A 25,267-nucleotide genomic window follows, 5' to 3' on the forward strand; every position below is an offset into this window, starting at 1 on the left:
CACCATTCGAGCGGGTTTGGACCGGTCCCACTTCGGGTAAAGACGATCACCCGCCGACGGTCTACCGCACGGGGTGGCCGGCCGCGCGCAGGGTCTCCTTGACGTCGGAGATCTTGAGCTGGCCGAAGTGGAAGACGCTCGCGGCGAGCACCGCGTCGGCCCCCGCGTCCACGGCCGGCGGGAAGTCGTCGAGCGCACCCGCCCCGCCGCTCGCGATGACCGGCACGGTCACGGCCTCGCGCACGGCCCGGATCATCGGAAGGTCGTACCCGCCCTTCGTGCCGTCGCCGTCCATGGAGTTCAGCAGGATCTCGCCCACGCCGAGCTCCTGGCCGCGCCGCGCCCACTCGACGGCGTCGATGCCCGTGCCCCGGCGGCCGCCGTGCGTCGTCACCTCGAAGCCCGAGGGGGTGGGCGGGCCGTCCACCACGCGCCGCGCGTCGACCGACAGCACGACGCACTGGGCCCCGAACCTGCGGGACGCCTCGGTCAGCAGCTCAGGACGCGTGATGGCGGCGGTGTTCAGGGAGACCTTGTCCGCGCCGGCGCGGAGCAGCCGGTTGACGTCGTCGACCGACCGCACTCCCCCGCCGACGGTCAGCGGGATGAACACCTGCTCGGCCGTGCGGCGGACCACGTCGAACATGGTCTCCCGGTCGCCGGAGGAGGCGGTGATGTCGAGGAAGGTCAGCTCGTCGGCGCCCTCGGCGTCGTAGCGCCTGGCCAGCTCGACGGGGTCTCCGGCATCCCTGAGGTTCTCGAAGTTGACGCCCTTGACCACCCGCCCGGCGTCGACGTCCAGGCAGGGGATCACGCGTACCGCGACGGTCATGCCCTCACCGCCGCGAGTGCCTCCTCCAGCGTGAACGCCTGGGCGTAGAGCGCCTTGCCGACAATGGCGCCCTCGACCCCGTCCGGCACCAGCGTGGACAGCGCGCGCAGGTCGTCGAGCGAGGAGACGCCCCCGCTGGCGATCACGGGCCGGTCGGTGCGGGCGCACACCTGGCGGAGCAGGTCGAGGTTCGGCCCGCGCAGGGTGCCGTCCTTGGTGACGTCGGTGAGGACGTAGCGGGGGCAGCCGTCCGACTCCAGCCGGTCGAGCACCTCCCACAGGTCGCCGCCCTCCTTGGTCCAGCCCCGGGCGGCCAGCGTGGTGCCCCGCACGTCGAGGCCGACCGCGATGCGGTCGCCGTACTCGGCGATGATCTTCGAGCACCAGGCGGGGTCCTCCAGGGCGGCGGTGCCGATGTTGACCCGCCTGCACCCGGTGGCGAGGGCCGCCTCCAGCGACGCGTCGTCGCGGATGCCGCCGGACAGCTCGACCTGGACGTCCAGCGCGCCCACCACGGAGGCCAGCAGCTCGCGATTGGACCCCCTGCCGAAGGCGGCGTCGAGGTCGACCAGATGGATCCACTCGGCGCCCGCCTGCTGCCACGCGAGAGCGGCGGCGAGCGGGTCGCCGTACGAGGTCTCCGTACCCGCCTCACCCTGCACGAGGCGCACGGCCTGGCCGTCCGCGACGTCCACTGCGGGCAACAGCACCAGCGACATATCTACGACCTCCGGTCGAATACGACGGTGACCAGCACCGGGAAGAGCAGAAGGGACAACACCAGGACGCCCACCCGGGCGGCCCACCCGCTGAGCAGCAGCCAGGAGGCCGCCTGCACGAGCACGAACAGCACGGCGACGACGGAGTTCTGCGCCCGCCGCCGCCTGGCGATCAGGCCGCCCTGGCGTGCCACCCTGATCGGTTTGGGCACCACCGCGACCAGCCGGCCGCGCAGCCCTCGCCACCTGGCCCTGCGCTCGTCACGCCTGGCGCGCGCGGCGGCCTGCCGCGCCTGCTCGGCCTCACGCTCGGCGCGGCGGCGTGCGCGCTCCTTGCTCACTCGGGCCCCCGCTAGCCGGGAAGACGGGTAGCGGCGTGCCGGGCCGGCCCGTGGGACGCCACGGCGCTCCGCACCCGCCAGGATAAGGCCACGCGTTCGCGGGAGCTCACAGCGTGCCCAGCCAGTTCTTCAGCAGCACCGCGCCCGCGTCGCCGGACTTCTCGGGGTGGAACTGCGTCGCCTTGAGCGGGCCGTTCTCCACCGCCGCGACGAACGGCACGCCGTGCTCGGCCCACGTGACGAGCGGCTGGGTGAAGCCGGGACCGGCCTCGAGCTCGAACTTGCGCACGCCGTAGGAGTGGACGAAGTAGAACCGCGTGGTGTCGTCGAGCCCGGCGAACAGCACCGACCCCTCGGGCGCCTGGACGGTGTTCCACCCCATGTGCGGCAGTACGGGCGCGTCGAGCCGCTCGACGACGCCGGGCCACTCGCCGCAACCCTGGTCGCGGCCGAGGCCCTCCTCGGTGTGCTCGGCGCCTTCGGCGAACAGGATCTGCATGCCGACGCAGATGCCGAGCACGGGACGCCCGCCGGCCAGGCGGCGGCCGATGATCTGCTCCCCGCGCACGGCCTTCAGCCCGGCCATGCAGGCGGCGAAGGCGCCGACCCCGGGCACGACGAGCCCGTCGGCCTCCAGCGCGGCGTCGAAGTCGGCGGTCACCGTGACGTCGGCGCCGACGCGGGCGAGCGCCCGCTCGGCCGACCGCAGGTTGCCCGAGCCGTAGTCGAGGACGACGACCTTGGTCATGACATCACCCCCAGGGTGCGGGAACCGGAGTGGAGGACGGCGGCGCTCACCACCACAGCACCCCCGCGGTGATCGCGAGCACGGCGCCGATCCCAAGGACGACGGCGCCGAGCTTCAGCCCCTGCTTGAGGAACGAGTAGATGCCGCCGGCCATGAACAGGCCGATGAAGACCATCGCGACCGCGGTCCAGTTCGAGCTCACAGGACACCCTTGGTGCTGGGCACGCCCGTGGCGCGCGGGTCGCGCTCTGTGGCCTCGCGCAGCGCGCGGGCCAGGGCCTTGAACTGCGCCTCGACGATGTGATGGGCGTTGCGCCCGTACGGCACGCGCACGTGCAGGCAGATGGCGGCCTGGGCGACGAAGGACTCCAGGATGTGCCGGGTGAGGGTGGTGTCGTACTCCGGGCCGATCATCGGGGCCATGCCCTCGGGCTCGGAGTGCACCAGGTAGGGGCGGCCCGACAGATCGACCGTCACCTCGGCCAGCGCCTCGTCCAGCGGGCAGGCGGCGTTCCCGAACCTCCGGATGCCCGACTTGTCGCCCAGAGCCTCGCGGAAGGCGGCCCCCAGCGCGAGCGCGGTGTCCTCGATCGTGTGGTGCGAGTCGATGTGCAGGTCGCCGTTGGTCTTCACGGTCAGGTCGAACAGGCCGTGCTTGCCGAGCTGGGCCAGCATGTGGTCGAAGAACCCGACACCGGTGGACACCTCGACCCTGCCGGTGCCGTCCAGGTCGACCTCCACCAGCACCGAGGTCTCCTTGGTCGTACGCTCGACGCGGCCGGTCCTCGGCCTCGGCTCGCCCACGGCGGGACTGGTCACAGGATTTCCTCCAGGTCGTCGCGCGCGGGCCTGCCGGGCGCGGGAGTTACTCGGGTCTCGGCAAGGGCGCCGGACATGGCCTCGCGGAAGGCCGCCATCTCGCCGGCCGTGCCGATGGAGACGCGCAGCCACTCGGGCGGGCCGACCTCGCGGATCAGCACGCCGCGCTCCAGCAGGGCCTCCCACACCGCGTGGCGGTCGGGGAACCGGCCGAACAGCACGAAGTTGGCGTCGGAGTCGGCCACGGACAGGCCACGCTCCCTCAGCCAGGCCACGCAGGCGTCGCGCTCGGCGCGCAGCACCTCGACGGTGCCGAGCAGCTCGTCACGGTGCGCGACGGCCACCCGCGCGGCGGCCTGGGTGAGCGTCGACAGATGGTACGGCAGGCGCACCAGGAGCAGCGCCTCGATCACGGCGGGGTCGGCCGCCAGGTAGCCGAGGCGGGTGCCGGCCATGGCGAACGCCTTCGACATGGTGCGGGTGACGATCAGCCGGGGGTTGCCCGGCAGCAGGCTCAGCGCGCTCGGTGTGCCGGTGCGCGCGAACTCGAAGTACGCCTCGTCGACCACGACCATGCCCGGCGCGGCCTCGGCCACCCGCTCGATGACCGAAAGCGGCAGTGCCGTGCCCGTCGGGTTGTTGGGGCTGGTCAGGAACACGATGTCGGGGCGGTGCTCCTCGATCGCGGCGACGGCCTTGCCCGGGTCGACGCCGAAGTCGTCCTCACGGGCGCCGGAGATCCACCGCGTGGCGGCGCCGGTCGTGATGATCGGATGCATGGAGTACGACGGCTCGAAGCCGAGCGCGGACCTCCCCGGCCCCCCGAACGCCTGGAGGATCTGCTGGAGCACCTCGTTGGAGCCGTTGGCGGCCCACACCTGGCCGGCGTCGAGGCCGTGACCGAGGTAGGCCGCGAGATCCTCGCGCAGGGCCACGGCGTCCCTGTCGGGATAGCGGTTCAGCTCCGAGGCGTCGCGCCGCACGGCCTCGGCCAGATCGTCGACCAGGCCGGGCGAGGGCGGGTAGGGGTTCTCGTTGGTGTTCAGCCGGACCGGCACGTCGATCTGGGGCGCCCCGTACGGCGAGCGCCCGCGCAGGTCGTCGCGGATCGGCAGGTCGCCGAGGCGCACGGCCCGGCCCGAGCTCAGGGAGGTCATCGGGACCCCCCGCCGAACCTCGCGCGGACGGCGGCGCCGTGCGCGGGGAGGTCCTCGGCCTCCGACAGCGCGTAGACGTGCGGCGCGGCCTCCTCGAGGGCCTCGCGGGTGTAGTCGACCACGTGGATGCCGCGCAGGAAGGTCTGCACGGAGAGCCCCGAGGAGTGGCAGGCGCACCCGCCGGTCGGGAGCACGTGGTTGGAGCCCGCGAGGTAGTCGCCGAGGGAGACCGGGGCGTACGGGCCGATGAAGACCGCCCCGGCGTTGCGGACCCGGGCGGCGACCGCGTGGGGGTCGGCCGTCTGGATCTCCAGGTGCTCGGCGGCGTAGGCGTCGACGACCCGGAGCCCGTCGTCGAGGCCGGACACCAGCACGATGCCCGACTGCGGACCGGCGAGCGCCTCGGCGATGCGCTCGGAATGCCGCGTGGCGGCGACCTGGCCGGGAAGCTCCTTCTCGACGGCCTCGGCGAGCGTCTCGCTGGTGGTGACCAGCACGGCGGCGGCGATCACGTCGTGCTCGGCCTGGCTGATCAGGTCGGCGGCGACGTGGACGGGGTCGGCGGTGTCGTCGGCGAGCACGGCGATCTCGGTCGGGCCCGCCTCGGAGTCGATGCCGATACGCCCCTTGAGCAGGCGCTTGGCGGCGGCGACCCAGATGTTGCCGGGACCGGTGACCATGCGGACCGGAGGGCACTCCTCGGTGCCGTAGGCGAACATCGCCACCGCCTGGGCGCCGCCCACGGCGTACACCTCGTCGACGCCGAGCAGCGCGCAGGCCGCCAGGATGGTCGGGTGGGGCAGCCCTCCGAAGTCGGCCTGCGGCGGGGAGGTGACCGCCAGGGAGGCCACCCCCGCCTCCTGGGCGGGCACGACGTTCATCACGACGCTCGACGGGTAGACCGCGCGCCCGCCGGGGACGTAGAGGCCGACCCGGTCGACGGGCACCCAGCGCTCGGTGACCGTGCCGCCGGGGACGACCTTGGTGGTGGTGTCGGTCCTGCGCTGGTCGCGGTGGACCAGGCGCGCCCTGCGGATGGACTCCTCCAGCGCGGCGCGCACGGCGGGGTCGAGCCCGGCGAGGGCGCCGGTGAGGGCCTCGGCGGGCACGCGGGTGGAGCCGAGCTCCACACCGTCGAACCGGGCGGTCAGCTCCCGCACGGCCGCCACTCCCCTATGGCGCACGTCGTCGCAGATGGGCCGCACCTTGGAAAGGGCGGCCTCGACGTCAAGCTCGGCGCGGGGCAGCACGTCGCGCAGGTCGTCCGGCAGGGACCCGCGCAGGTCGATACGGGATATCACCGGTCCAGTCTACGGAGGGTGGCACCCCGATCCGGTTGCGGTCCGCCATTCGGACGGCGGCTTTACATTGTAGATTTTAACTTGCCGTTAAGCTGGGGGCCGTGAGCAAGACGAAGAACAAGGGAGGCCAGGGCACTCCCGCCACCGTGGCGCTGGCCAGGGCAGAGGTCGGTTTCACCCTCCATCCGTATGATCACGATCCGAACGCCCAGGCCTACGGCGAGGAGGCCGCCGACGCGCTCGGGCTGCCGTACGAGCGGATCTTCAAGACCCTGGTGGCCGAGGTCGAGACCGGCCTCGCGGTCGCGGTCGTGCCCGTCTCCGGCAAGCTCGACCTGAAGGCCTTCGCCGCCGCCCTCGGCGGCAAGCGCGCGGCCATGGCCGACGCGGCCAAGGTCGAGCGGGTCACCGGCTACGTCGTCGGCGGCATCAGCCCGCTGGGGCAGCGCAGGGCCCTGCCCACCGTGATCGACTCCTCGGCGCTGGAGTTCGAGACGATCTACTTCTCGGCGGGGCGGCGCGGGCTGCAGATCGAGACGGCTCCCGCCGAGCTGGTGCGCCTCACCCGGGCGATCACCGCTCCCATCGGCAAGGCCCCCTGACCACGCTTGGCAACCCTTGCCATCGCCTTCCGGCGATTCGGCTCGCCAGACTGGCGTCAACTGCCATAGGACCAGGCAAGTGCCCCGGGTGCCCGAAGGAGCGAGAGTGACCGAGTTGTTCTACCTGTCCGCCACCGAGATGCTGGGCCTCCTGCGTGACGGGCAGATCAGCGCGGTCGAGCTGACCGAGGCCCATCTGCGGCGCATCGACGAGGTCAACGGCGAGGTCAACGCGGTCGTCACGCTGGTCGCCGACCAGGCGCTCGCCGAGGCGAGGCGGCTCGACGACGACTTCGCGCATGGCCGCCCGCGTGGCCCGCTGCACGGCCTGCCCATCGCCTACAAGGACCTGACGGACACGGCCGGCATCCGCACGACGTACGGCTCGACGCTCTTCGCCGACCACGTGCCCGACGCCGACGCGCTCGTGGTCCGGCGCGCCAGGGCGGCCGGGGCGATCACGGTCGGCAAGACCAACACGCCGGAGTTCGGCACCGGCTCGCACACCGTCAACGAGGTGTTCGGCCCCACCCGCAACCCCTACGACCTCACCCGGAGCGCGGGCGGCAGCAGCGGAGGGGCCGCCGCCGCGCTGGCCTCCGGCATGGTGCCGCTGGCCGACGGCTCCGACATGGGCGGGTCCCTGCGCAACCCCGCGTCGTTCTGCAACGTGGTGGGGCTGCGCCCGACCCCCGGGCGGGTGCCGGACGCCTCGGCCACCTCGGCCTGGTTCACCCTCGGCGTGGCGGGCCCCCTGGCGAGGACCGTCGGCGACGCCGCGCTGCTGATGAGCGTCATCTCCGGCTTCGCCCCCACCTCGCCGTTCGCCGTCCGGGAGGACGGCTCCGCCTTCGCCGGGTCCCTGGAGTGCGACATGGCGGGCCTGCGGGTGGCCTGGAGCCCCGACCTCGGCGGGCTGCCCGTGGACCCCGAGACGGCCGCCGTGACGGCGCGGGCGCCGGGCGTGCTGGCCGGGCTCGGCGCCAAGGTGGAGCAGGTCGAGCTCGACCTGTCCGACGCCGAGGACGCCTTCCGCACCTACCGCGCCTGGTACTACGCGAGCGCCTTCGGCGACCTGCCCGCCGGCCAGGTCGGCCCCAACGTCGCCTGGAACGTCGAGCGGGGGCGCGAGGTCACCGGCGCCGGCCTGGCGCGCGCCGAGCGCCTGCGCAGCCGCCTGTTCCAGCGCATGAACGCCTTCTTCGACGACCACGACGTCCTGATCGCCCCGGTCAGCCAGGTGCCGCCGTTCCCGGTCGACCAGCCGTACGTCACCGAGGTGGCGGGCACGCCGATGCCCGACTACCTGGCGTGGATGCGCTCGGCGTACTGGATCTCGGTACTGCACGCCCCGGCGGCCTCGGTGCCGTGCGGGTTCACCCCGGGCGGCCTGCCCGTCGGGGTGCAGATCGTCGGGCGGCCGTGGGAGGACCTCACGGTGCTCAGGGTCGCGCACGCCTTCGAGCGGGCGACCGGCCACGGGGCCAGGCACCCCGCGCTCGGCCGCTAGCCGCCGCACCCGTCAGGGGCTCTGGCCCGGCTCCTCGCCGGTGCCGGTGCCCGCCGCGGGCGCGGGTTCCGGCGTGTCGCGGCCGTCGACGGCCTCCAGGATGCCGAAGATCGCGACCGCGACCAGCGCCCAGCTCAGCAGCACGCCGCGCGCGGTGACGCCGAGCACGTCGACCGTGGACCCGATGCCGGACGAGCGCGGCGCCGCCGCCTGCACCATCGAGCCGCCCAGCGACGTGCCGACGCTGAGCGCGAGGAAGCCGGCGAGCAGGCCGCCGACCGCGAGCCCGGCGAGCAGGGCGATCGGGCGCCCCCCCTTGCGCGCGATCAGGTACGCGACGACACCGCAGGCCAGCCCCGCCACACCGGTCACCACGGCGAACCAGCCGTCGGCCCCGATCAGTGACTGGGTGGTCGGGTCGGTCAGCTCAGGGCCGCCCTTGGTGATGATGTACGGCGTGCGGGGGGCGAGCGCCGACCACAGGAATCCCGCCGCCACGCCCATGAGGGCGAGCACGAAGATCGTCAGTCCGAAGTCCCGCAGATGCCGCACCCGATCACCTCGCCTGTCACGCGTCCCCGCCCCAGCGTACGGATCCGCACATGGTACCGATGTGAGCCCCGCCACCGCGCCTCCTGGCACGCCCGTCCCCCCGTTAGGCTGTCCCCCGTGAGCGAAGAGGTATGGCTGATCGAGTCGTCCGGACCTCTGCGGGGGGACGTCGAAGTACGCGGTTCCAAGAACGCGGTGTCCAAGCACATGGTCGCCGCGATGCTCGGCATCGGCCCGAGCACGCTGCACAACGCTCCAGAGGTGGGCGAGGTCGGCATCACCGCCGCGATGCTGGAGGCGCTCGGCATCGAGGTCGACATCAGCGGCGGCGAGATCACCCTGGAGCGCGGCCCCGAGATCAGGCCCCGGGTGCCGGAGGCCTTCACCGGGCTCAACCGCATCCCGATCCTGATGCTCGGCCCGCTGCTGCACCTGGCCGGTGAGGCGTACGTCCCGCTCGTCGGCGGCGACCCCATCGGGCGGCGGCCGGTCAACTTCCACGTCGAGGCGCTCCGCGCGATGGGCGCCGAGGTCGAGGTGCGCGACACCGGCATCTTCGCCAAGGCCACCCGGCTGCGCGGCACCCGCATCGAGCTGCCCTACCCCAGCGTCGGCGCCACCGAGACCATCCTTCTGTCCGCCGTGCTCGCCGAGGGCAAGACCGTCATCAAGGGCGCGGCCACCGAGCCCGAGGTGGTCGAGCTCGCACTGTTCCTGCAGCGCATGGGCGCGCGCATCGAGCTCAGCCCCGACCGCCGCATCGTCATCGAGGGCGTCGAGCGCCTGCGCGGCGCCTCCACCTGGCTCGCGGGCGACCGCATCGAGGCCTTCTCCTACCTGGTGGCCGGGCTCATCACCGGCGGCGAGGTCCGGGTGCACGGCTGCCCGCAGGACCGGCTGGTCACCGCCATCACCACCCTCGCCCGCATGGGTGCGACGTTCGACATCACCGACGACTGGCTGACCGCCTCCGCGCCGGACGGCCTGCGGGCCGCCGCTGTGCAGACCGACACCCACCCCGGCTTCATGACCGACTGGCAGACTCCGCTGATGGTCCTGTTCACGCAGGCCGAGGGCATGTCGGTGCTGCACGAGACCGTCTTCGAGAACCGCCTGGTCTACGTGCCGGCCCTGCAGAAGATGGGCTGCGAGATCGAGATCTTCGACGTGTGCCTCGGCGGGCCCGCGTGCCGCTACCACGACACCAACGCCCGGCACTCCGCGGTCGTCAGGGGCGTCTCCAAGCTCCGGGGCGCCGACGTCACCCTGCCCGACATCCGCGCCGGGTTCTCCGGGGTGCTGGCCGCGGCCGTCGCCGAGGGCACCTCGACGCTGCGGGGCGTCCACCACATCGAGCGTGGTTACCACCGCGTTTTCGACCAGTTCACCTCACTTGGGTTGAAGATCAACCGGGAAGCGTAAAGATTCCTCGGTAGGGCGTTTGCCAGCGTTCCCTGGGTCGCACTTCTATCCCCGTGACCTCGGGATCCGACGGCCGCCGAACACCCGGCGGCGAGTCAACGCGGCGCCGCCCCCGGGAGCGTCCGGTGGCGGTGAGCATCGCGGCGCTCGGCGTCGCGGGCGTGGTCGGCGGGCTGCTGGCCGCGGCCGTCGCGCTCCCGGCGGTGGGCGGCGCGGGCATCCTGACGCGGAGCGCCGCGCACGACTTCTTCGAGGTGCCGACCATGCTGCGGGAGGCCCCGCTGCCCGAGCGCACCCGGCTGCTCGACAAGGACGGCAAGCAGTTCGCCCAGTTCTACGTCCAGAACCGGCAGTCGGTCGACATCAGCAAGATCGCGCCCGTCATGCTCAAGGCGATGGTCGCCATCGAGGACTCGCGGTTCTACGAGCACGCGGGGCTCGACCTCAAGGGCACCCTGCGGGCGATCATCGCCAACACCAAGGCGGGCAGCATCCGGCAGGGCGGATCCTCGCTGACCCAGCAGCTCGTGAAGAACATCCTGCTGCAGAACGCCCACTCCGAGGCCGAGCGCGACATGGCCCGCGCGCCGAGCATCCGCAGGAAGCTCCAGGAGCTGCGGTACGCCATGGGGCTTGAGCGGAAGTACACCAAGGACCAGATCCTGGTGCGCTACCTCAACATCGCCTACTTCGGCGGGGGCGCGTTCGGCGTGCAGGCCGCGGCGCAGCGGTTCTTCGGCACCTCCGCCGCCGCGCTCACCCCGGCCCAGGCCGCCACCCTGGCGGGGGCCGTGCGCACGCCGTACTTCACCGACCCCACCCTCGGCGAGGTGCACCAGAGGCGGCTGCTCGAACGCCGCGACCTGGTGCTCGACCGCATGGCGCAGCTCAAGATGATCCCGCAGGTGAGGGCCGACGCCGCCAAGGCGACGCCGCTGGCCCTGAGCCTGCGGCCCGAGCCGGGCGGGTGCTCGGAGAGCGAGTTCCCGTTCTTCTGCCTGTACGTGCAGAAGGAGATCGCGACCAACCGCGCCTTCGGGCAGACCCGCGCCGAGCGCGAGCGCCGCCTGTACCGCGACGGCCTGGTGATCAGGACCACCCTGGACCGCACCGCGCAGCGCGCCGCCGAGAAGGCCATCGCCGCGCACGTCCACGCCAAGGACAACGACGTGGCGGCCGAGGCGATGGTGGAGCCGGGCACGGGGCGCATCCGCGCCCTGGCGGCGAGCAAGGAGTACGGGATCAACCCCGGTGACCGGAACGACGGGCCCAAGACGACCTACAACCTGCCGGCCGACACCGCGCACGGCGGCGGGCAGGGGTTCCAGGCGGGGTCGACGTTCAAGGCGTTCACGCTCGCCACGGCCCTCGCGAAGGGCTGGCGGTTCGACCAGGGCTTCGACACGCCCGGCAGCTTCGCCCCCTCGTCGGGGTACAGGAACTGCGCGGGGAAGAAGGTCAACGACCCCGACGCGGTGGTCCACAACGCCGGCGGGGAGGGCAGGGGCGGCCCGCACAGCCTGTCCACCGGCACGTGGCAGTCGGTGAACATCTTCTACATGATGCTGGAGCGCGACGTCGGGCTGTGCGACGTGGTGCGCACGGCCAAGTCGCTGGGCATCGTCAGGGCGGACGGGGAGCCGCTCAAGGAGGTGCCGACCTTCACCCTCGGGGTGAACGAGATGGACCCGGTGACGGTGGCGAGCGCGTTCGCGGCGTTCGGGGCCCGTGGCCGCTACTGCCGCCCGATGGCGATCCTGGAGATCTCCGAGCGGCGCGGCAGGCGCACGGCCATCTCGCCGAGCTGCACAAACGCCATCGAGCAGGACGTCGCCGACGCGGTCAGCCACATCCTGTCCGGGGTCTTCACCAGGGGCACGATGAAGGGGCAGAGCCTCGGCAGGCCCGCCGCGGGCAAGACGGGCACCAACAACGGCTACACCTCGGCCTGGTTCGCCGGGTACACCCCCGACCTGGCGGCGGCCGTCAGCGTCGGCGACATCAGGGGCGCCTACAAGTACCCGCTGACCAACGTGGAGATCGGCGGCCAGTCCTACGGCGGCGTCCAGGGGGCGTCCCTGCCGGGGCCGATCTGGGTGCAGTCCATGGAGGCGGCGCTGCGCTACACCCCGCCGACCTCGTTCACGCCGCCCGACATGGGACGGTTCGGCGGCGGGTCCACTCCGGGCCTGAGACCCGAGGACATGGCCGGTGCCGACCCCCGCGCCCGCCGAGGGGAGGAGGGACGCGGCGAGTACCCCGAAGACGAGCGGGACGAGGGCAGACGAGAGCACGGCCCCCGCCCCCGCTGGCGACGCGCGCCCGGCGCCCGCTCGGACCCGTACTACGGCCGCGAAAGCCACCGCCGCCCGTGGTACCTCGACTACCTGGACGACGACGCCACAGACCCCTGGGACCGCTCGGCCACCCACCGTCGCGACCGCCACCGCGACGGCTGGTGAGCCGGCGCCCGGAGAGGCTTGACCTCGCGAGGGCCTCGGTCAGGTGGCGACGTAGGCCGCGAGGTGCTCGCCGGTGAGGGTGGAGCGGGCGGCGACGAGGTCGGCGGGTGTGCCCTCGAAGACGATCTGGCCGCCGTCGTGGCCGGCGCCGGGGCCGAGGTCGATGATCCAGTCGGCGTGCGCCATGACCGCCTGGTGGTGCTCGATGACGATGACCGACTTGCCGGAGTCGACGAGCCGGTCGAGCAGGCCGAGCAGCTGCTCGACGTCGGCGAGGTGGAGGCCGGTGGTCGGCTCGTCGAGGACGTAGACGCCGCCCTTCTCGGCCATGTGGGTGGCCAGCTTGAGCCGCTGCCGCTCGCCGCCGGACAGCGTGGTGAGCGGCTGGCCGAGGCTGAGGTAGCCGAGCCCGACGTCGGCGAGCCGGTTGAGGATGGCGTGCGCGGCCGGCGTGCGCGCCTCGCCGGCGCCGAAGAACTCCACGGCCTCGGTCACCGACATCGCGAGCACCTCGCTGATGTCGCGGCCGCCGAGGTGGTGGTCCAGCACCGATGCCTGGAACCGCTTCCCCTCGCACTCCTCGCAGGTCGTGGCGACGCCGGCCATCATCGCCAGGTCGGTGTAGATGACGCCTGCGCCGTTGCAGGTGGGGCAGGCGCCCTCGGAGTTGGCGCTGAACAGCGCCGGCTTCACGCCGTTGGCCTTCGCGAACGCCTTGCGGATCGGGTCGAGCAGTCCGGTGTAGGTCGCCGGATTGCTCCGTCGCGAGCCGCGGATCGCGCCCTGGTCGACCGACACCACACCTGCGCCGGCGTGGATCGACCCGTGCACGAGCGAGCTCTTGCCGGAGCCGGCGACGCCGGTGACGACGACAAGCACCCCGAGCGGGAAGTCGACGTCGACGTCGCGCAGGTTGTGCGCCGTCGCGCCGCGGATCTCCAGCGTGCCGGTGGGCGTCCGCACCGTCTCCTTGAGGGAGGCCCGGTCGTCGAAATGGCGGCCGGTGAGGGTGCCGCCGGCCCGCAGCCCCTCGACGGTGCCCTCGAAGCAGACGGTGCCGCCCGCCGTACCGGCACCAGGGCCGAGGTCGACGACGTGGTCGGCGATCACGATCGTCTCCGGCTTGTGCTCCACGACGAGCACCGTGTTGCCCTTGTCCCGCAGCCGCAGCAGCAGGTCGTTCATCCGCTGGATGTCGTGCGGGTGCAGCCCGATGGTGGGCTCGTCGAAGACGTAGGTGACGTCGGTCAGCGAGGAGCCGAGGTGGCGGATCATCTTGACGCGCTGCGCCTCGCCGCCCGACAGCGTGCCCGAGGGCCGGTCGAGCGAGAGGTAGCCCAGCCCGATCTCCACGAACGAGTCGAGGGTGTGCGCCAGCTTGGCGAGCAGCGGCGCCACCGACGGTTCGTCGAGGCCGTGAACCCATTCGGCCAGGTCGCTGATCTGCATCGCGCAGGCGTCGGCGATGTTGATCCCCTTGATCTTGGAAGACCGGGCCGCCCCGCTGAGCCGGGTGCCGCCGCACTCGGGACAGGTGGTGAACGTCACCGCCCGCTCCACGAACGCACGGATGTGCGGCTGCATCGCGTCGACGTCCTTGGAGAGCATCGACTTCTGGATCCTCGGGATCACGCCCTCGTACGTCAGGTTGATGCCGTCGACCTTGATCTTGGTCGGCTCCTTGTGGAGCAGGTCGTGGAGCTCCTTCTTCGTGAACTTGCTGATCGGCTTGTCCGGATCGAAGAAGCCGGAGCCGCTGAAGATGCGGCCGTACCAGCCGTCCATGCTGTAGCCGGGGATCGTGAGGGCACCCTCTTTGAGCGACTTGCTGTCGTCGTACAGCGCGGACAGGTCGATGTCGTTGACCGAGCCCCGGCCCTCGCACCGCGGACACATGCCGCCGGTGACACTGAAGCTGCGCTGCTCCTTCACGGTCTTCCCGCCGCGCTCCAGCGCGACCGCGCCTGATCCACTGATCGAGGCGACGTTGAAGGAGAACGCCTGGGGCGAGCCGATGTGCGGCTGCCCGAGCCGGCTGAAGAGGATGCGCAGCATCGCGTTGGCGTCGGTGGCGGTGCCGACGGTGGAGCGGGGGTCGGCACCCATCCGCTGCTGGTCGACGATGATCGCGGTCGTCAGCCCGTCGAGTACGTCGACCTCGGGCCGCGCCAGCGTCGGCATGAAGCCCTGCACGAAGGCGCTGTAGGTCTCGTTGATCATCCGCTGCGACTCCGCGGCGATCGTGCCGAACACCAGCGAGCTCTTGCCCGAGCCGGAGACGCCGGTGAACACCGTCAGCCGGCGCTTCGGGATCTCGACGCTGAGGTCCTTGAGGTTGTTCACGCGCGCGCCCTGCACGCGGATCAGATCGTGGCTGTCGGCAATGTGAAGCGCAGGCGACTGCGTGTCCGTCCTCATGGCCATGCTCACTTGTGTCTCCATCTGTTGGGCGGACCGCCTTCGCGGTCTCCGTCGGCGTCGCCTGGCTAAATTTGACCAGATTAGAGCAGTATGTCCGGTTTTCCTTGATCGGCGCGGTCGCGGCAACGATCACTGTCTACCTGATCGGCGGTGTCGGCGGGGGTGGCGCAATGCCCGTCCGGCTGACGCCGGCCGGGTCGCGCTCGGCGCAGGAACCAAGGCATCCACGCCGCTTCGGCCCGTGGAGCCTCTGGGGCCCCGGCCACGCGGCGCGCCCGGCCGAGGCGTCAGACCGACCAGCGGCCGTCGCGCATCAGCTCGCGGCCGGGCATCTCGTTCAAGCGGGGGCCGGCGCTCATCGGTCCTGAAGCAGCCCGAGGACGTTGCCATCGGGATCGGTGACGGTGGCCACCAGGCGGCCGCCACCGACGTCGTGCGCGGGCTCCTTCACGGTGGCACCCGCGGCGGTCACCTCGGCCAGCTTCGCCTCGATGTCCGGCACGTGCCAGTAGGCCACCGGCGAGGTCATGCCCTGCGGCCCACCGCCCGGCACCAGCCCGATGTGCTGGCCCGCGGCCTCGAAGCCGACGTAGTAGGACTCGTCGGCCTGCGGCGGTACGCCGAGCAGGGCGGCGTACACCGCCTTGGCCGCCGCCAGGTCGGACACGGGATGCAGCACGGTCTTGATTCCCTGGGTGGAAGATCCGGTCATGGTCACTCCTGAAGTCGTGGGTCACATCGACCCGGTGTCTCTTGTCGAGCTTATGGACGAACGGGAAGCCCGGAAATCGACGTGCCGGGCCGGTCGGCGGGGCCGGCCGTGATCCAGCGCATCCCGCCGTATCCGACGTCGTCGCGGACCTCGAAGCCGAGGGTGCCGCGTTAGAAGACCAGGGATCCGTCCGGATAGTCGGGCGGGAGGAAGGTCTGGTGAATGGTGGTGTCCATGGCGGTCAGGCTAGGTGCGGGCCGGTGAGCGGCGCTTCTCGATTCCTGACCGGTCTGGGCACCTGTTCGGCCACGCGCAGCCGACCGCGAAGCGGACCTCGGTGACGCTGAGGTCGCCACGGCGCAGCAGCGCCATCGCGCGCCCTACGCGACATGCCATCAGGTAACCGTACGGCGACTCACCGTAGGACTCAGACGCCTGTACCTGGCTGCACGAGTCTTACCTCTTCGGCGAGGTGCAGGCCGCTTTCGATGACGGCGTTCATGATCGGCGCGAGCCGCGCCTCCCCGAGGACGGGGGCCCTGAGTGCCATCGCGGCGACCAGCCGGCGCTCGCGTTCCATGTCGCGCCCGGCGAAGCCGCCGACGGGCTTGAGCCTCTGGACGGTGCCCGCCAGGGCCGCCCTGCGCTCCAGCAGCACGGCGAGCGCCGCGTCGACGCGGTCGATGGCGCCCCGCGCCGCCGCCAGCGTCGCGGGGGCCTCCGCGCGCAGGAGCGCGCCGATCACCGTCACCGCCTCGCGCGCCGCCGCGACCGTCTCCGCGGTGGCCTCCGGGGCGAGCCACAGGCCGTCCGCTCCGGCGGCCACCGCCGCGCCCGCCAGCCCGGCGTCCTCCCCCGGCGCCGCGAGCACGGGGCGTCCCGACCGCTGCCCGGCGGCCCGCAGGAGCGCCAGGTCGGCCGCCCGCGTACGGCCGCCCTCGCACAGGACGACGTCGCCGCTCCCCTCTGCCGCGCAGTGACCCGCCAGCTCCAGCCAGTCGTCCAGGGAGGTCTCGGGAGCCCGGCGCAGCACGATCGGGAGGCCGAGCCTCGCCGCCGCCCGTACGAGCGGGAGGTCGCCGGCCTGCTCCACGCCGACCACCACCCCGTCGGCGTGCGCGGCGATCGCGGAAAGGTCCGCGGCCGAGGCGGGCTCCACCAGGAGGGGACCGTCCCACCTGGCCCTGGCCCCGGCGATCGCGGCCGCTCCACGGGGGCCCGCTTCGTGGTCGGCGCGCAGGCCGAGCCACAGCGCGTCGGCGTCCGGTGCGGGTTCCGCGGCGCCTCCCACGACGACCGCGGGGCCGTCTCCCACGGCGAGGCTCCCGATGCGTACGGTGCGCGTGCCCGGCTGCCCGGTGGATGACATGTCGGCTCCCTCTTTGGGCGCCGGCCGCGACGGCCGCGAGCCGGCGGGGGTCTGGAACGACGAAAAGGCAGAGACGCCCTCGTCTCCGCCCTCTGCCGGCTCCGGATGGTTGGCTAGATCATGTGAAGGTGACCGGCCCCCGAGAAACCGGCCGGATCAACATGAAACAGCAAGTCATGGCACCGAGGTTATCAGGCGAGCGCCACCTGGTGGACACCCGATCTCAAATACCGGACGGTATGGCTGGAGCCGCGTTTGCACCTGCGCACCTCTATGGGACGATTCAGTGGCCTGGAAGGGGGTAGCGGCGGGTGATGTCGGAAGCACGGCCGGGTGAGCGGCGGCAGGGGCGCCGCGTGGCCAACCGCTACCAGCTACTGGAGCCGATAGGCCGCGGTGGCATGGGCATCGTGTGGCGCGCCCACGATGAGCTGCTCGATCGCGCCGTGGCCGTCAAGGAAGTCCGTTATCCCGGCGACCCCGAGGACGACGAGGTCGCCGAGCTCAACCGCCGCACCCTGCGCGAGGCGCGGGCGGCCGGGCGGCTGTCGCACCCGAACGTCGTCGTGGTGCACGACGTCATCGAGGAGAACGGCCGCCCCTGGATCGTCATGCAGCTCGTCGACTCCCGGTCACTCGGCCAGGTGCTGCGCGACGACGGGCCGCTGCCGATGCGCATGACGGCCGAGATCGGGCTCCAGATCCTGGAGGCACTGCGCAGCGCCCACGCCGCCGGGGTGCTGCACCGGGACGTCAAGCCCGAGAACGTCCTGCTGACCGATGACGGCCGGGTGGTGCTGACCGACTTCGGCATCGCCCGCATGGAGACCGACACGACGATGACCCGCACCGGGCTCGTCGGCACGCCCGCCTTCATCGCCCCCGAGCGTCTTCGCGGGTACTCCGCCCAGCGCGAGTCCGACCTGTGGTCGCTCGGCGCCACGCTGTACGCCGCCGTCGAGGGCCGCCCGCCGCACGACAAGGGCATGGCGATGGCCACGATGCACGCCGTGCTGAACGACGAGCCGGAGCCCGCCCTCCGCGCCGGGCGTCTCGGCGCCGTCCTGTCGGGCCTGCTGGAGAAGAACCCCACCGAGCGGCTGACCGCCGACCAGGCCGAACGCATGCTGCGCAGCATCGCGGAGGACCGTTCCTCCGCCCCCATGACGAGCCAGCGCACGCTTCCCGCGACCCCGCTGCCCATGCCCGCCACCAGCCCTCCGCGCAAGCAGCCGAAGGAGCCGAGGCAGCCCCGCGAAGGCGCGCGGCCGCGGCCGGAGACTCCCCGGCCCGGCGCGGCCGACGGAGCGGAGGGGGCCGTTCCCGCGCCCAGGGCGCCGGACGCGCGCGGCGCGACCCCGGCCCCCGCGGACGTACGCGGGCGGGCCGAGGCGCTGGAACAGGTCCAGTCGCTCAAGCGGGCCCAGGCCGCCAAGCGGCCGGCGGCCAAGGATTCCGCCGCCGCCGGACAGGCCCAGGCGGCCGCGCGGCGGCAGGCCCACGAGCAGGACGCCGTCCAGGATGAGGACGCCGTCCTCGCGCAGGAGGTCCCCGGCCTACCGGCGACCGGCGCCGGGCAGGCCGAGGAGGTCCAGGAGGCCGAGGCCGCCTCGCAGGTCCAGGCCGCCGGAGCCGAGGACCAGGCCGCCGCGGCCGAGGAGGCCGGAGCCGAGGAGGTCCGGGCGGCCGGTGACACCGCGGCGCACGAGGTGGCCGAGGAGGCCGCGTCCCCGGTGCCGGGCACCCCCGCCTCCGAGAAGCCCTCGGCGTCGGCGCGGCCGGGCAAGCCTTCCGCCCCGGTACAGCCCGTCAAGCCCCCGGCCTCCGCGCCGGTCAAGCCCTCTGCCCTCGTCCAGCCGGTCAGGCCCAAGGCCGCGCCCGTGCAACCGGTGAGGCCCGCCGAGGAGCGCGCCCGGCCGGCCGCCGAGCCGGTCTCGGCCGCCGACCAGTACGAGAGGCACCGGCCGACGCAGATCCCGAGGCAGTCGAGAGACGGCGAGGCGGAGACGCGCCCCGAGTCGCGCAAGCGGCCCTACGCCTCGCCCTCCGCGTCGGAGGCACCCGGCGCGTACGCCTCCGCCGCGCCCGCGGCGACCTCCGTGGGGCCGGCGGTCACCTCCGTCGGCCCGGCCGCGACCTCGGTCGGGCCGCCGCTGATCCCCCTGTCGTCCGGCGACGACGAGGGCGGCGCCTCCGGGCGGCGCCCGGTGCCGATCCCGCGCATCGTGCTGGTGGCCGTTCCCCTGGTCCTGGTCGTGGCGGCCGTCGCCCTGTGGCTGGGCGCGCGGAATGCCGACACGCCCTCCGGCGGTACGTCGGCGTCCGGCGAGCACACCTCGGCGCCGGCGACCGATCCCGCGACCGGCGGCTCGGCCGCGCCGTCCTCGGGCGCCTCCCCGGCGCCGTCAGCGCCGTCCTCGCCTTCTTCGTCGCCGACCGAGACGCCGAAGCCGTCGTCCAGCCCCGAACCGACCGCCCTGGGCCCCGGGGACGTCCCGGATGGCTGGCACAAATACAAGCACTCGAGCGGGTTCTCCGTCGCGCTGCCGAAGGGATGGAGCGTGGACGGGAGGGGCAACGGCGAGGTGCGCTTCCGCGGGGACGCGCACACCTACCTGGAGGTCCACCACACCTCCAGCCCCGAGTCGGACGCCTTGAAGGTCTGGCAGCGCGACGCGCCGGGCATGAGCCGGAACTTCCCCGGCTACAGCCTGGTCGCCATCAGAGAGGTCAAGGGCTACTGGAAGACCGCGGCCGACTGGGAGTTCACCTTCGGCGACGGCCGGTTCCGGTCGCGCGTGATCGACCGCGGCTTCGTCACCGACAAGAACAACGGCTACGCGCTGCTCTTCAAGACCCAGGACGAGGACTGGAAGAAGAAGAAAAAGCTCTTCGACACCCTCGCCGCGACCTTCAAGCCCGCCAAGTAAAGGTCACGCTCCAGGCAAGCCCCGGCTATGGGACGATGCGGGAACGGGCGAAGGAGGGGCGGGGCGACGTGACCGCGGAGACGCAGCGCCGGGTCGCCGGCAGGTATCACCTGCTGGAGGCGATCGGCCGTGGCGGCATGGGCGTGGTCTGGCGTGCCCATGACGAGCTCCTCGACCGCCCTGTCGCGGTCAAGGAGGTCCTCTACCACGCGATCAGCGAGGAAGACCGCGTGGCCTTCAACCGGCGCACGATCCGCGAGGCGCGGGCCGCCGGGCGCCTCGACCATCCGTCGGTGGTCGTCGTCCACGACGTCATCGAGGAGGACGGCCGGCCCTGGATCGTCATGCAGCTGGTCCGCTCCCGCTCGCTCGGCGAGGTCGTCCGCGCGGACGGTCCCCTCGATCCCCGCACGGTCGCGGGCATCGGCGCCCAGATCCTCGGCGCGCTCCGCGCGGCGCACGCCGCCGGGGTGCTCCACCGTGACGTGAAGCCCGAGAACGTCCTGCTCACCGAGGACGGCCGGGTCGTCCTGACCGACTTCGGCATCGCCACGATGCCCGACGAGACGGCCCTCACCACGACCGGCAACCTCTCGGGCACCCCCGCGTTCATGCCGCCCGAGCGGCTGCGCGGCCATCCCGCCGTCCCGCAGTCCGACCTGTGGTCACTCGGCGCGACGCTGTACGCCGCCGTGGAGGGCAGGCCGCCCTTCGACAGGGGTGCGCCCGTGCCGACGATGGCGGCCGTGCTCAACGACCAGCCCGAGCCCACGCGGCTCGCGGGGCCGCTCGGCCCGGTGCTCCAGGGCCTGCTGCGCAAGGAGCCAGAAGAGCGCATGCCGGCCGCCGCCGCGGCCGAGGCGCTGCGCCAGGTGGCCGCCGGGCCCCCGGGGCGGGTGCCGAGGGCGCGCCGCTCGCCGGGGTCCCGCTTAGCCTTGGTCGCGGGCCTGCCGTTGCTCCTGGCCGTGATCGGCGCGGCAGGGTGGTACGGCTACCGCGAGCTCGCGGGCACCGCCGCCGGGCCCTCCACGCCGATCTCCCCCTCCGTTACGGCCACCTCGCCGGCCACCATGCCGTCCAGCTCCCCGCCGTCCCCGACGGCCACCCGCACCCCCGCCTCCGCACTTCCGGACGGCTGGCGCACCTACACCGATCCTCGGCTGGGCTTCTCCCTGGCTCTCCCGGACGGCTGGGCGGTGTCCGACCGCAAGGGGGCTCGCGTGTGGTTCCGGCCTCCCGGCTCGCAGAGTTACCTGCTGGTCGACCTGACTCCCTGGACCGACGGCGATCCGCTCGCCGCCCTGCGTGACGTCGAGAAGCAGGCGCTGGCCGAGGGCAATCTGCCCGGTTACGAGCTCCTGGAGCTGCGGTCCGTCGCCTTCAGGGCCCGGCGGGCCGCCGACTGGGAGTTCACCTGGAAGGTGCGGTCGGCTCCCGTCCACGTTCTCGACCGGGCCTTCAGCACGGCGAGCGGACGGCAGGTCACGATCTATCTGCAGAGCCCCCAGGACGACTGGAAAGAGGAATCTGCCTATTTCGATAGGTTTGCGAAGACATTCCGCTTGTCCTGAATATGAGGGCATGTGACCCGAAAATCCGGGTAGCTGGGCTGACATGCCGGATTCCTCCCAGGTCACAGACCGAGTCGTGGCAGGCCGATACCGTCTGCTTGAGCCAATCGGCCGAGGTGGGATGGGCACCGTCTGGCGGGCCCACGACGAGATTCTCGGCCGCGAAGTCGCCGTCAAGGAGCTGATCGCGCCTCCGGAGCTGACCGGGCCCGAACGGGAGATCTTCTCGGTCCGCACCTTCCGCGAGGCCCGCGCCGCGGGACGGGTGGGCCACCCCGGCGTCGCCACCGTCTACGACGTGTTCGAGGAGAGCGGCCACCCCTGGATCGTGCTGCAGCTCGTGCCGTCCGAGACCCTGGGCGCCGTGGTCCGCGACCAGGGACCGCTTCCGCCCGCCCGCGTGGCCGAGATCGGCCTGCAGGTGCTCTCGGCCCTGCGCGCCGCGCACCAGGCAGGGGTGCTGCACCGGGACGTCAAGCCCGACAACGTGCTGCTCGCGCACGAGGGCGGCCGGGCCGTGCTCACCGACTTCGGCATCGCCACGCTGGACGACGACTCCCCCGTCACCCGTACGGGCACGCTCATCGGCACCCCGGCGTTCATCGCGCCGGAGCGGGCCGAGGGCGGCCAGGCGACGCGGGCCTCCGACCTGTGGTCGCTCGGCGTGACGCTGTACGTGGCGGCGGAGGGACGCTCGCCGTTCCAGCGCGGCAACCCGCTGGCGACGCTGGGCGCGGTCATGCACGACCCGCCCGCGCCCCTGCGCCTGGCGGGGCCGATGGGCCCCGTCCTCATGGGCCTGCTCCGCAAGGACCCGGCGGAGCGGCTCACCGCCACGGAGGCGGAGGGCTACCTGCGCATGGTGGCGGCCGGCATCCAGCCAGAGCCGACGGCTCCCGCCACCCCTGTGCCGCCGCCGATCCCCGTACCGGTCTCCTCGCCCGCCACCGACCCCACGCCGGTGCCGGCCCTCACCACCCCCGGTGCGGTGCCCCCACAGGCACGGCCGGGCGCCGGAGGACGCGGCATCGCCCTGGCGGGGCTCACCGCGCTGATCGTCTCCGTCGGCCTGGTGGCCGGGGGCCTGGCATGGGTGACCGCGCGGTCGGCGGGCACCGCCCTGACGCCGACGAATTCCCCGACCGTCCGGGTGACGGTGTCGGTGACGCCCTCCACCGAGCCGGTGACCCGGCGTACGCCGCAGGAGACCTACCAGCAGCGGGACCAGACTCCATCCTCCCGTACGCCGACGTCCTCGGCCCCGGCGCCCGAGCCGACCAAGGAGAGCCCCAAACCGGACAGGACCAAGGACAAGGGCAAGGACAAGCCCTCGCCCGAGCCGACCCCGAAGCCCACGAAGACCAAGAACGACAAGGGCGACGACAACGTCGTGCCGCCCGGCGAGGGCGAGGCCGGCCCGCGCGGCGACCAGGGCGGCGACGGTCAGGGCGACAGCCGGGGCGGCGAGAGCGACCCGGGCCAGAACGACGGGCGCGCCGTCATCGACCACGGCATCCCGGTGCCGGGGATCTAGAGGGTCGTACGGCCTCTGGTCAGGACTCGGCGCGTACGCGGTCGAGGGCCCTCGCGAGCTCCTCGGGATAGTCGCTGGTGAAGGTCACCCACTCGCCGCTCGACGGGTGGTCGAACGCCAGCGAGACCGCGTGCAGCCACTGGCGGGTCACGCCCAGCCGCGCCGCGAGGGTGGGGTCGGCGCCGTAGGCCAGGTCTCCGACGCAGGGATGCCGGATGGCCGACATGTGGACCCGGATCTGGTGGGTGCGGCCGGTCTCCAGCTTGACGTCGAGCAGCGACGCCGCCCGGAACGCCTCGACGGTGTCGTAGTGCGTGATCGACGGCTTGCCCCCCGCGACCACGGCGAACCTGCCGTCGCCCGACGGGTGCCGGTCGATCGGGGCGTCCACGGTGCCGCGCAGCGGGTCGGGATGGCCCTGGACGAGCGCGTGGTAGTGCTTCTCGACCGTGCGCTCCTTGAAGGCGCGCTTGAGCCGGGAGTAGGCCATCTCGCTCTTGGCGACCGCCATCACCCCGGTGGTGTTGGCGTCGAGGCGGTGGATGATGCCCTGGCGCTCGGACGCGCCGCTGGTCGCCACCCGGTGCCCGGCGCCCAGCAGGCCGCCGAGGACGGTCGGGCCCGTCCAGCCCACGGTGGGATGCGCGGCCACGCCGATGGGCTTGTCGATCACGATGATGTCGTCGTCCTCGTACAGGACGCGCATGCCGGGGACGGGCTCGGCGACGGGCACCGGCATGGTGGGCGGCGGGGGGATCACGACGTCGAGCCACGCGCCCGCGTGCACCCGGTCGGACTTGGCCGCGGCCGAGCCGTCGACCTGGACGTCGCCCGCGGAGATCAGCTCGGCGGCGCGGGTGCGGGAGAAGCCGAACAGCCGCGCCAGCGCGGCGTCCAGGCGCTCCCCCTCCAGCCCGTCGGGCACCGGAAGGCTGCGCAGTTCACCCATGCCGCTCATCCCCCTGCTCGCCCTGCTCCGCCTGCCCGTCCTGCCGCCCTGCCTGCTCGCCCACCAGGCGTGACCCGTCGATCTGGTGGCCCCGCCAGGCGAGGAAGACCGCGAGGATGCCGCCGCAGACGATCGACGAGTCGGCGATGTTGAACACCGGGAAGTGCGTGACGGGGAAGACCTCGATCCAGTCGACGACGTGTCCCTGGAAAGGGGCGGGATAACGGAAGACGCGGTCGGTGAGGTTGCCGAGCGCGCCGCCGAGCAGCAGGCCGAGGGTGATCGCCCACGGGACGCTGCGGAGCTGGCGCGCCGTGCGCAGGATGGCGACGACCACACCGGTGGCGATCACCGTGAAGATGATCGTCATGCCGGTGCCGATGCTGAACGCCGCTCCCGAGTTGCGGATCACCCGCAGCTGGAGCAGGTCGCCGATCACGCGGACCGGCTCCCCGCCCTCCAGGAACTTCACCACAAGGGTCTTGCTGGCGAGGTCGAGCACGTAGATGAGCACCGCGATCACCGCGAGGGCGCCGATGCGTTTGGCGCGGAGCGGCTCCGGCCCGTCGGTGGTCTCCGGCGACGCGTTCAGCGACGCTCCTCCCGCTGCTTGCACGACACGCACAGCGTCGCCCTCGGGAACGCCTGGAGGCGTTCCTTGCCGATCGGCTTGTGGCACGATTCGCACACTCCGTATGTTCCTGCGTCGATGCGGGCGAGCGCCCGCTCGTTCTGCGCGACCAGATCTCGCGCATTCAGGGTAAGGGCGATCTCGCGTTCCCGCTCATAGGTCTTGGCGCCGGCGTCGGCCTGGTCGTCCCCCGCGCTGTCGCTGATGTCCCCCGAGGCGATCTGCGACTCGGACCGCGCGACCTCGGCGTTGAGCTCTTCGATCTCGCCCTTGAGGCGCTTGCGGACCTCGGAGAGCTCCCCGCCGGTCCAGCCGACGGCGCCGTCCATCTCTATGGCGGTCTTCGCCGCACGCGTCATACCGGCCATGAAGGCCTCCTCGCCGATCGCCTGTTGAGCAGTGCGGGAAGCATAGGTCGGCCATATCGGAAGAACAAACGACGCGCCGACCGTTTACGTCATCAGTAACAGCGCAGCCCTTTAGGTCAATTCCTGCTCATTACCGACGATCTCCAGGATCTTATCCACGCTTGTCGCTCCACTTACCAGGCGTACCTCCGTGAGCCGCACGTCCCACGGCCGGTGAGCCCCGTGCGGCGCCGCCGCCGTCGGCCTTTCCGCCCGCCCGCGCCGAGCCCGGCCCGCGCCGCCGCCGTAAGCACCGCGAGCGGATTCGGGGCCGGCGG

22 protein-coding genes and 1 pseudogene are annotated in these 25,267 nt (G+C 72.6%); 7 read left to right on the forward strand and 16 right to left on the reverse strand.

The window, feature by feature from the left end; all coding sequences use genetic code 11:
- Positions 1-61: 61 nt before the first annotated feature.
- The 8 genes from hisF to hisD all read right to left on the reverse strand — a co-directional run bounded on the left by hisF (position 62) and on the right by hisD (position 5,917).
- Positions 62-832, reverse strand: a complete 771-nt coding sequence (gene hisF, locus OG589_RS21390; RefSeq protein WP_405151635.1) for an imidazole glycerol phosphate synthase subunit HisF — start codon at positions 830-832, stop codon at positions 62-64.
- Positions 829-1,551 (reverse strand): bifunctional 1-(5-phosphoribosyl)-5-((5-phosphoribosylamino)methylideneamino)imidazole-4-carboxamide isomerase/phosphoribosylanthranilate isomerase PriA, encoded by a 723-nt coding sequence (gene priA / locus OG589_RS21395; protein ID WP_405151637.1) that lies wholly within the window; start codon positions 1,549-1,551, stop codon positions 829-831. The genes hisF and priA overlap by 4 nt, the downstream gene beginning before the upstream one ends.
- A 2-nt stretch (positions 1,552-1,553) precedes the next feature.
- Positions 1,554-1,892, reverse strand: coding sequence for a hypothetical protein (locus OG589_RS21400; RefSeq protein WP_405151639.1), 339 nt, complete (start codon positions 1,890-1,892; stop codon positions 1,554-1,556).
- A 106-nt stretch (positions 1,893-1,998) separates the two neighbouring features.
- Entirely contained in the window at positions 1,999-2,640 is a 642-nt protein-coding gene (gene hisH / locus OG589_RS21405; RefSeq protein WP_405151641.1) for an imidazole glycerol phosphate synthase subunit HisH, read from the reverse strand.
- A gap of 46 nt (positions 2,641-2,686) precedes the next feature.
- Positions 2,687-2,842, reverse strand: a complete 156-nt coding sequence (locus OG589_RS21410) for a hypothetical protein (protein WP_405151643.1) — start codon at positions 2,840-2,842, stop codon at positions 2,687-2,689.
- The gene (hisB, locus tag OG589_RS21415; RefSeq protein ID WP_405151645.1) at positions 2,839-3,459 is read right to left on the reverse strand and encodes an imidazoleglycerol-phosphate dehydratase HisB; all 621 of its coding nucleotides are present in this window, start codon (positions 3,457-3,459) and stop codon (positions 2,839-2,841) included. The genes OG589_RS21410 and hisB overlap by 4 nt, the downstream gene beginning before the upstream one ends.
- On the reverse strand, positions 3,456-4,616 hold the full coding sequence (locus OG589_RS21420) for a histidinol-phosphate transaminase (protein ID WP_405151647.1): 1,161 nt from the start codon (positions 4,614-4,616) through the stop codon (positions 3,456-3,458). Before OG589_RS21420 ends, hisB begins: the two co-directional genes overlap by 4 nt.
- Positions 4,613-5,917, reverse strand: a complete 1,305-nt coding sequence (gene hisD, locus OG589_RS21425; protein WP_405151649.1) for a histidinol dehydrogenase — start codon at positions 5,915-5,917, stop codon at positions 4,613-4,615. Before hisD ends, OG589_RS21420 begins: the two co-directional genes overlap by 4 nt.
- A 101-nt stretch (positions 5,918-6,018) precedes the next feature.
- On the opposite strand from hisD, the gene ybaK reads away from it, so the two are divergent.
- Positions 6,019-6,519 carry a Cys-tRNA(Pro) deacylase gene (gene ybaK, locus OG589_RS21430; RefSeq protein ID WP_405151651.1) on the forward strand — a complete coding sequence of 167 codons (501 nt, stop codon included), beginning with the start codon at positions 6,019-6,021 and terminating at the stop codon, positions 6,517-6,519.
- Between the two features lie 106 nt (positions 6,520-6,625).
- Entirely contained in the window at positions 6,626-8,029 is a 1,404-nt protein-coding gene (locus tag OG589_RS21435; protein ID WP_405151653.1) for an amidase, read from the forward strand.
- Between the two features lie 12 nt (positions 8,030-8,041).
- On the opposite strand, the gene OG589_RS21440 is transcribed toward OG589_RS21435, so the two are convergent.
- Positions 8,042-8,581, reverse strand: coding sequence for a hypothetical protein (locus OG589_RS21440; RefSeq protein ID WP_405151655.1), 540 nt, complete (start codon positions 8,579-8,581; stop codon positions 8,042-8,044).
- A 117-nt stretch (positions 8,582-8,698) separates the two neighbouring features.
- Between OG589_RS21440 and murA the strand changes: the two genes are divergently transcribed.
- Positions 8,699-10,003 carry a UDP-N-acetylglucosamine 1-carboxyvinyltransferase gene (gene murA, locus OG589_RS21445; protein ID WP_405151657.1) on the forward strand — a complete coding sequence of 435 codons (1,305 nt, stop codon included), beginning with the start codon at positions 8,699-8,701 and terminating at the stop codon, positions 10,001-10,003.
- Positions 10,004-10,128: 125 nt separating this feature from the next.
- A complete protein-coding gene (locus OG589_RS21450) occupies positions 10,129-12,465 on the forward strand; it encodes a transglycosylase domain-containing protein (protein WP_405151659.1) in 2,337 nt (778 codons plus the stop codon).
- A 39-nt stretch (positions 12,466-12,504) separates the two neighbouring features.
- Here the strand turns inward: OG589_RS21450 and OG589_RS21455 are convergent, their stop codons facing one another.
- From OG589_RS21455 to OG589_RS21470, 4 genes and pseudogenes are all read right to left on the reverse strand, one after another.
- The gene (locus OG589_RS21455; RefSeq protein ID WP_405151661.1) at positions 12,505-14,889 is read right to left on the reverse strand and encodes an ATP-binding cassette domain-containing protein; all 2,385 of its coding nucleotides are present in this window, start codon (positions 14,887-14,889) and stop codon (positions 12,505-12,507) included.
- A 352-nt stretch (positions 14,890-15,241) separates the two neighbouring features.
- Entirely contained in the window at positions 15,242-15,598 is a 357-nt protein-coding gene (locus OG589_RS21460) for a VOC family protein (RefSeq protein ID WP_405151663.1), read from the reverse strand.
- A gap of 309 nt (positions 15,599-15,907) precedes the next feature.
- Positions 15,908-16,024 (reverse strand): annotated as a pseudogene (locus tag OG589_RS21465) (AraC family transcriptional regulator); the annotation flags it as partial.
- 1 nt (position 16,025) lies between these two features.
- Positions 16,026-16,967 (reverse strand): chorismate mutase, encoded by a 942-nt coding sequence (locus tag OG589_RS21470; RefSeq protein WP_405151665.1) that lies wholly within the window; start codon positions 16,965-16,967, stop codon positions 16,026-16,028.
- Positions 16,968-17,281: 314 nt separating this feature from the next.
- On the opposite strand from OG589_RS21470, the gene OG589_RS21475 reads away from it, so the two are divergent.
- From OG589_RS21475 to OG589_RS21485, 3 genes are all read left to right on the forward strand, one after another.
- Positions 17,282-19,897: a protein kinase domain-containing protein gene (locus tag OG589_RS21475; RefSeq protein WP_405151667.1), complete on the forward strand. Its 2,616-nt coding sequence runs from the start codon at positions 17,282-17,284 to the stop codon at positions 19,895-19,897.
- Between the two features lie 68 nt (positions 19,898-19,965).
- Entirely contained in the window at positions 19,966-21,468 is a 1,503-nt protein-coding gene (locus OG589_RS21480) for a protein kinase domain-containing protein (RefSeq protein ID WP_405151668.1), read from the forward strand.
- 43 nt (positions 21,469-21,511) lie between these two features.
- Positions 21,512-23,002: a protein kinase domain-containing protein gene (locus tag OG589_RS21485; protein WP_405151670.1), complete on the forward strand. Its 1,491-nt coding sequence runs from the start codon at positions 21,512-21,514 to the stop codon at positions 23,000-23,002.
- A gap of 19 nt (positions 23,003-23,021) precedes the next feature.
- Here the strand turns inward: OG589_RS21485 and OG589_RS21490 are convergent, their stop codons facing one another.
- From OG589_RS21490 to OG589_RS21500, 3 genes are read right to left on the reverse strand one after another with little or no spacing between them, the layout of a single operon-like run.
- On the reverse strand, positions 23,022-23,951 hold the full coding sequence (locus tag OG589_RS21490; protein WP_405151672.1) for an RluA family pseudouridine synthase: 930 nt from the start codon (positions 23,949-23,951) through the stop codon (positions 23,022-23,024).
- The gene (gene lspA / locus OG589_RS21495; RefSeq protein WP_405151674.1) at positions 23,944-24,567 is read right to left on the reverse strand and encodes a signal peptidase II; all 624 of its coding nucleotides are present in this window, start codon (positions 24,565-24,567) and stop codon (positions 23,944-23,946) included. Before lspA ends, OG589_RS21490 begins: the two co-directional genes overlap by 8 nt.
- The gene (locus OG589_RS21500; protein ID WP_405151676.1) at positions 24,540-24,950 is read right to left on the reverse strand and encodes a TraR/DksA family transcriptional regulator; all 411 of its coding nucleotides are present in this window, start codon (positions 24,948-24,950) and stop codon (positions 24,540-24,542) included. The genes lspA and OG589_RS21500 overlap by 28 nt, the downstream gene beginning before the upstream one ends.
- Positions 24,951-25,267: the final 317 nt, after the last annotated feature.

It is taken from the genome of Sphaerisporangium sp. NBC_01403 (genome assembly GCF_045040145.1).
GTDB classification, from domain to species: Bacteria; Actinomycetota; Actinomycetes; order Streptosporangiales; family Streptosporangiaceae; genus Sphaerisporangium; species Sphaerisporangium viridialbum.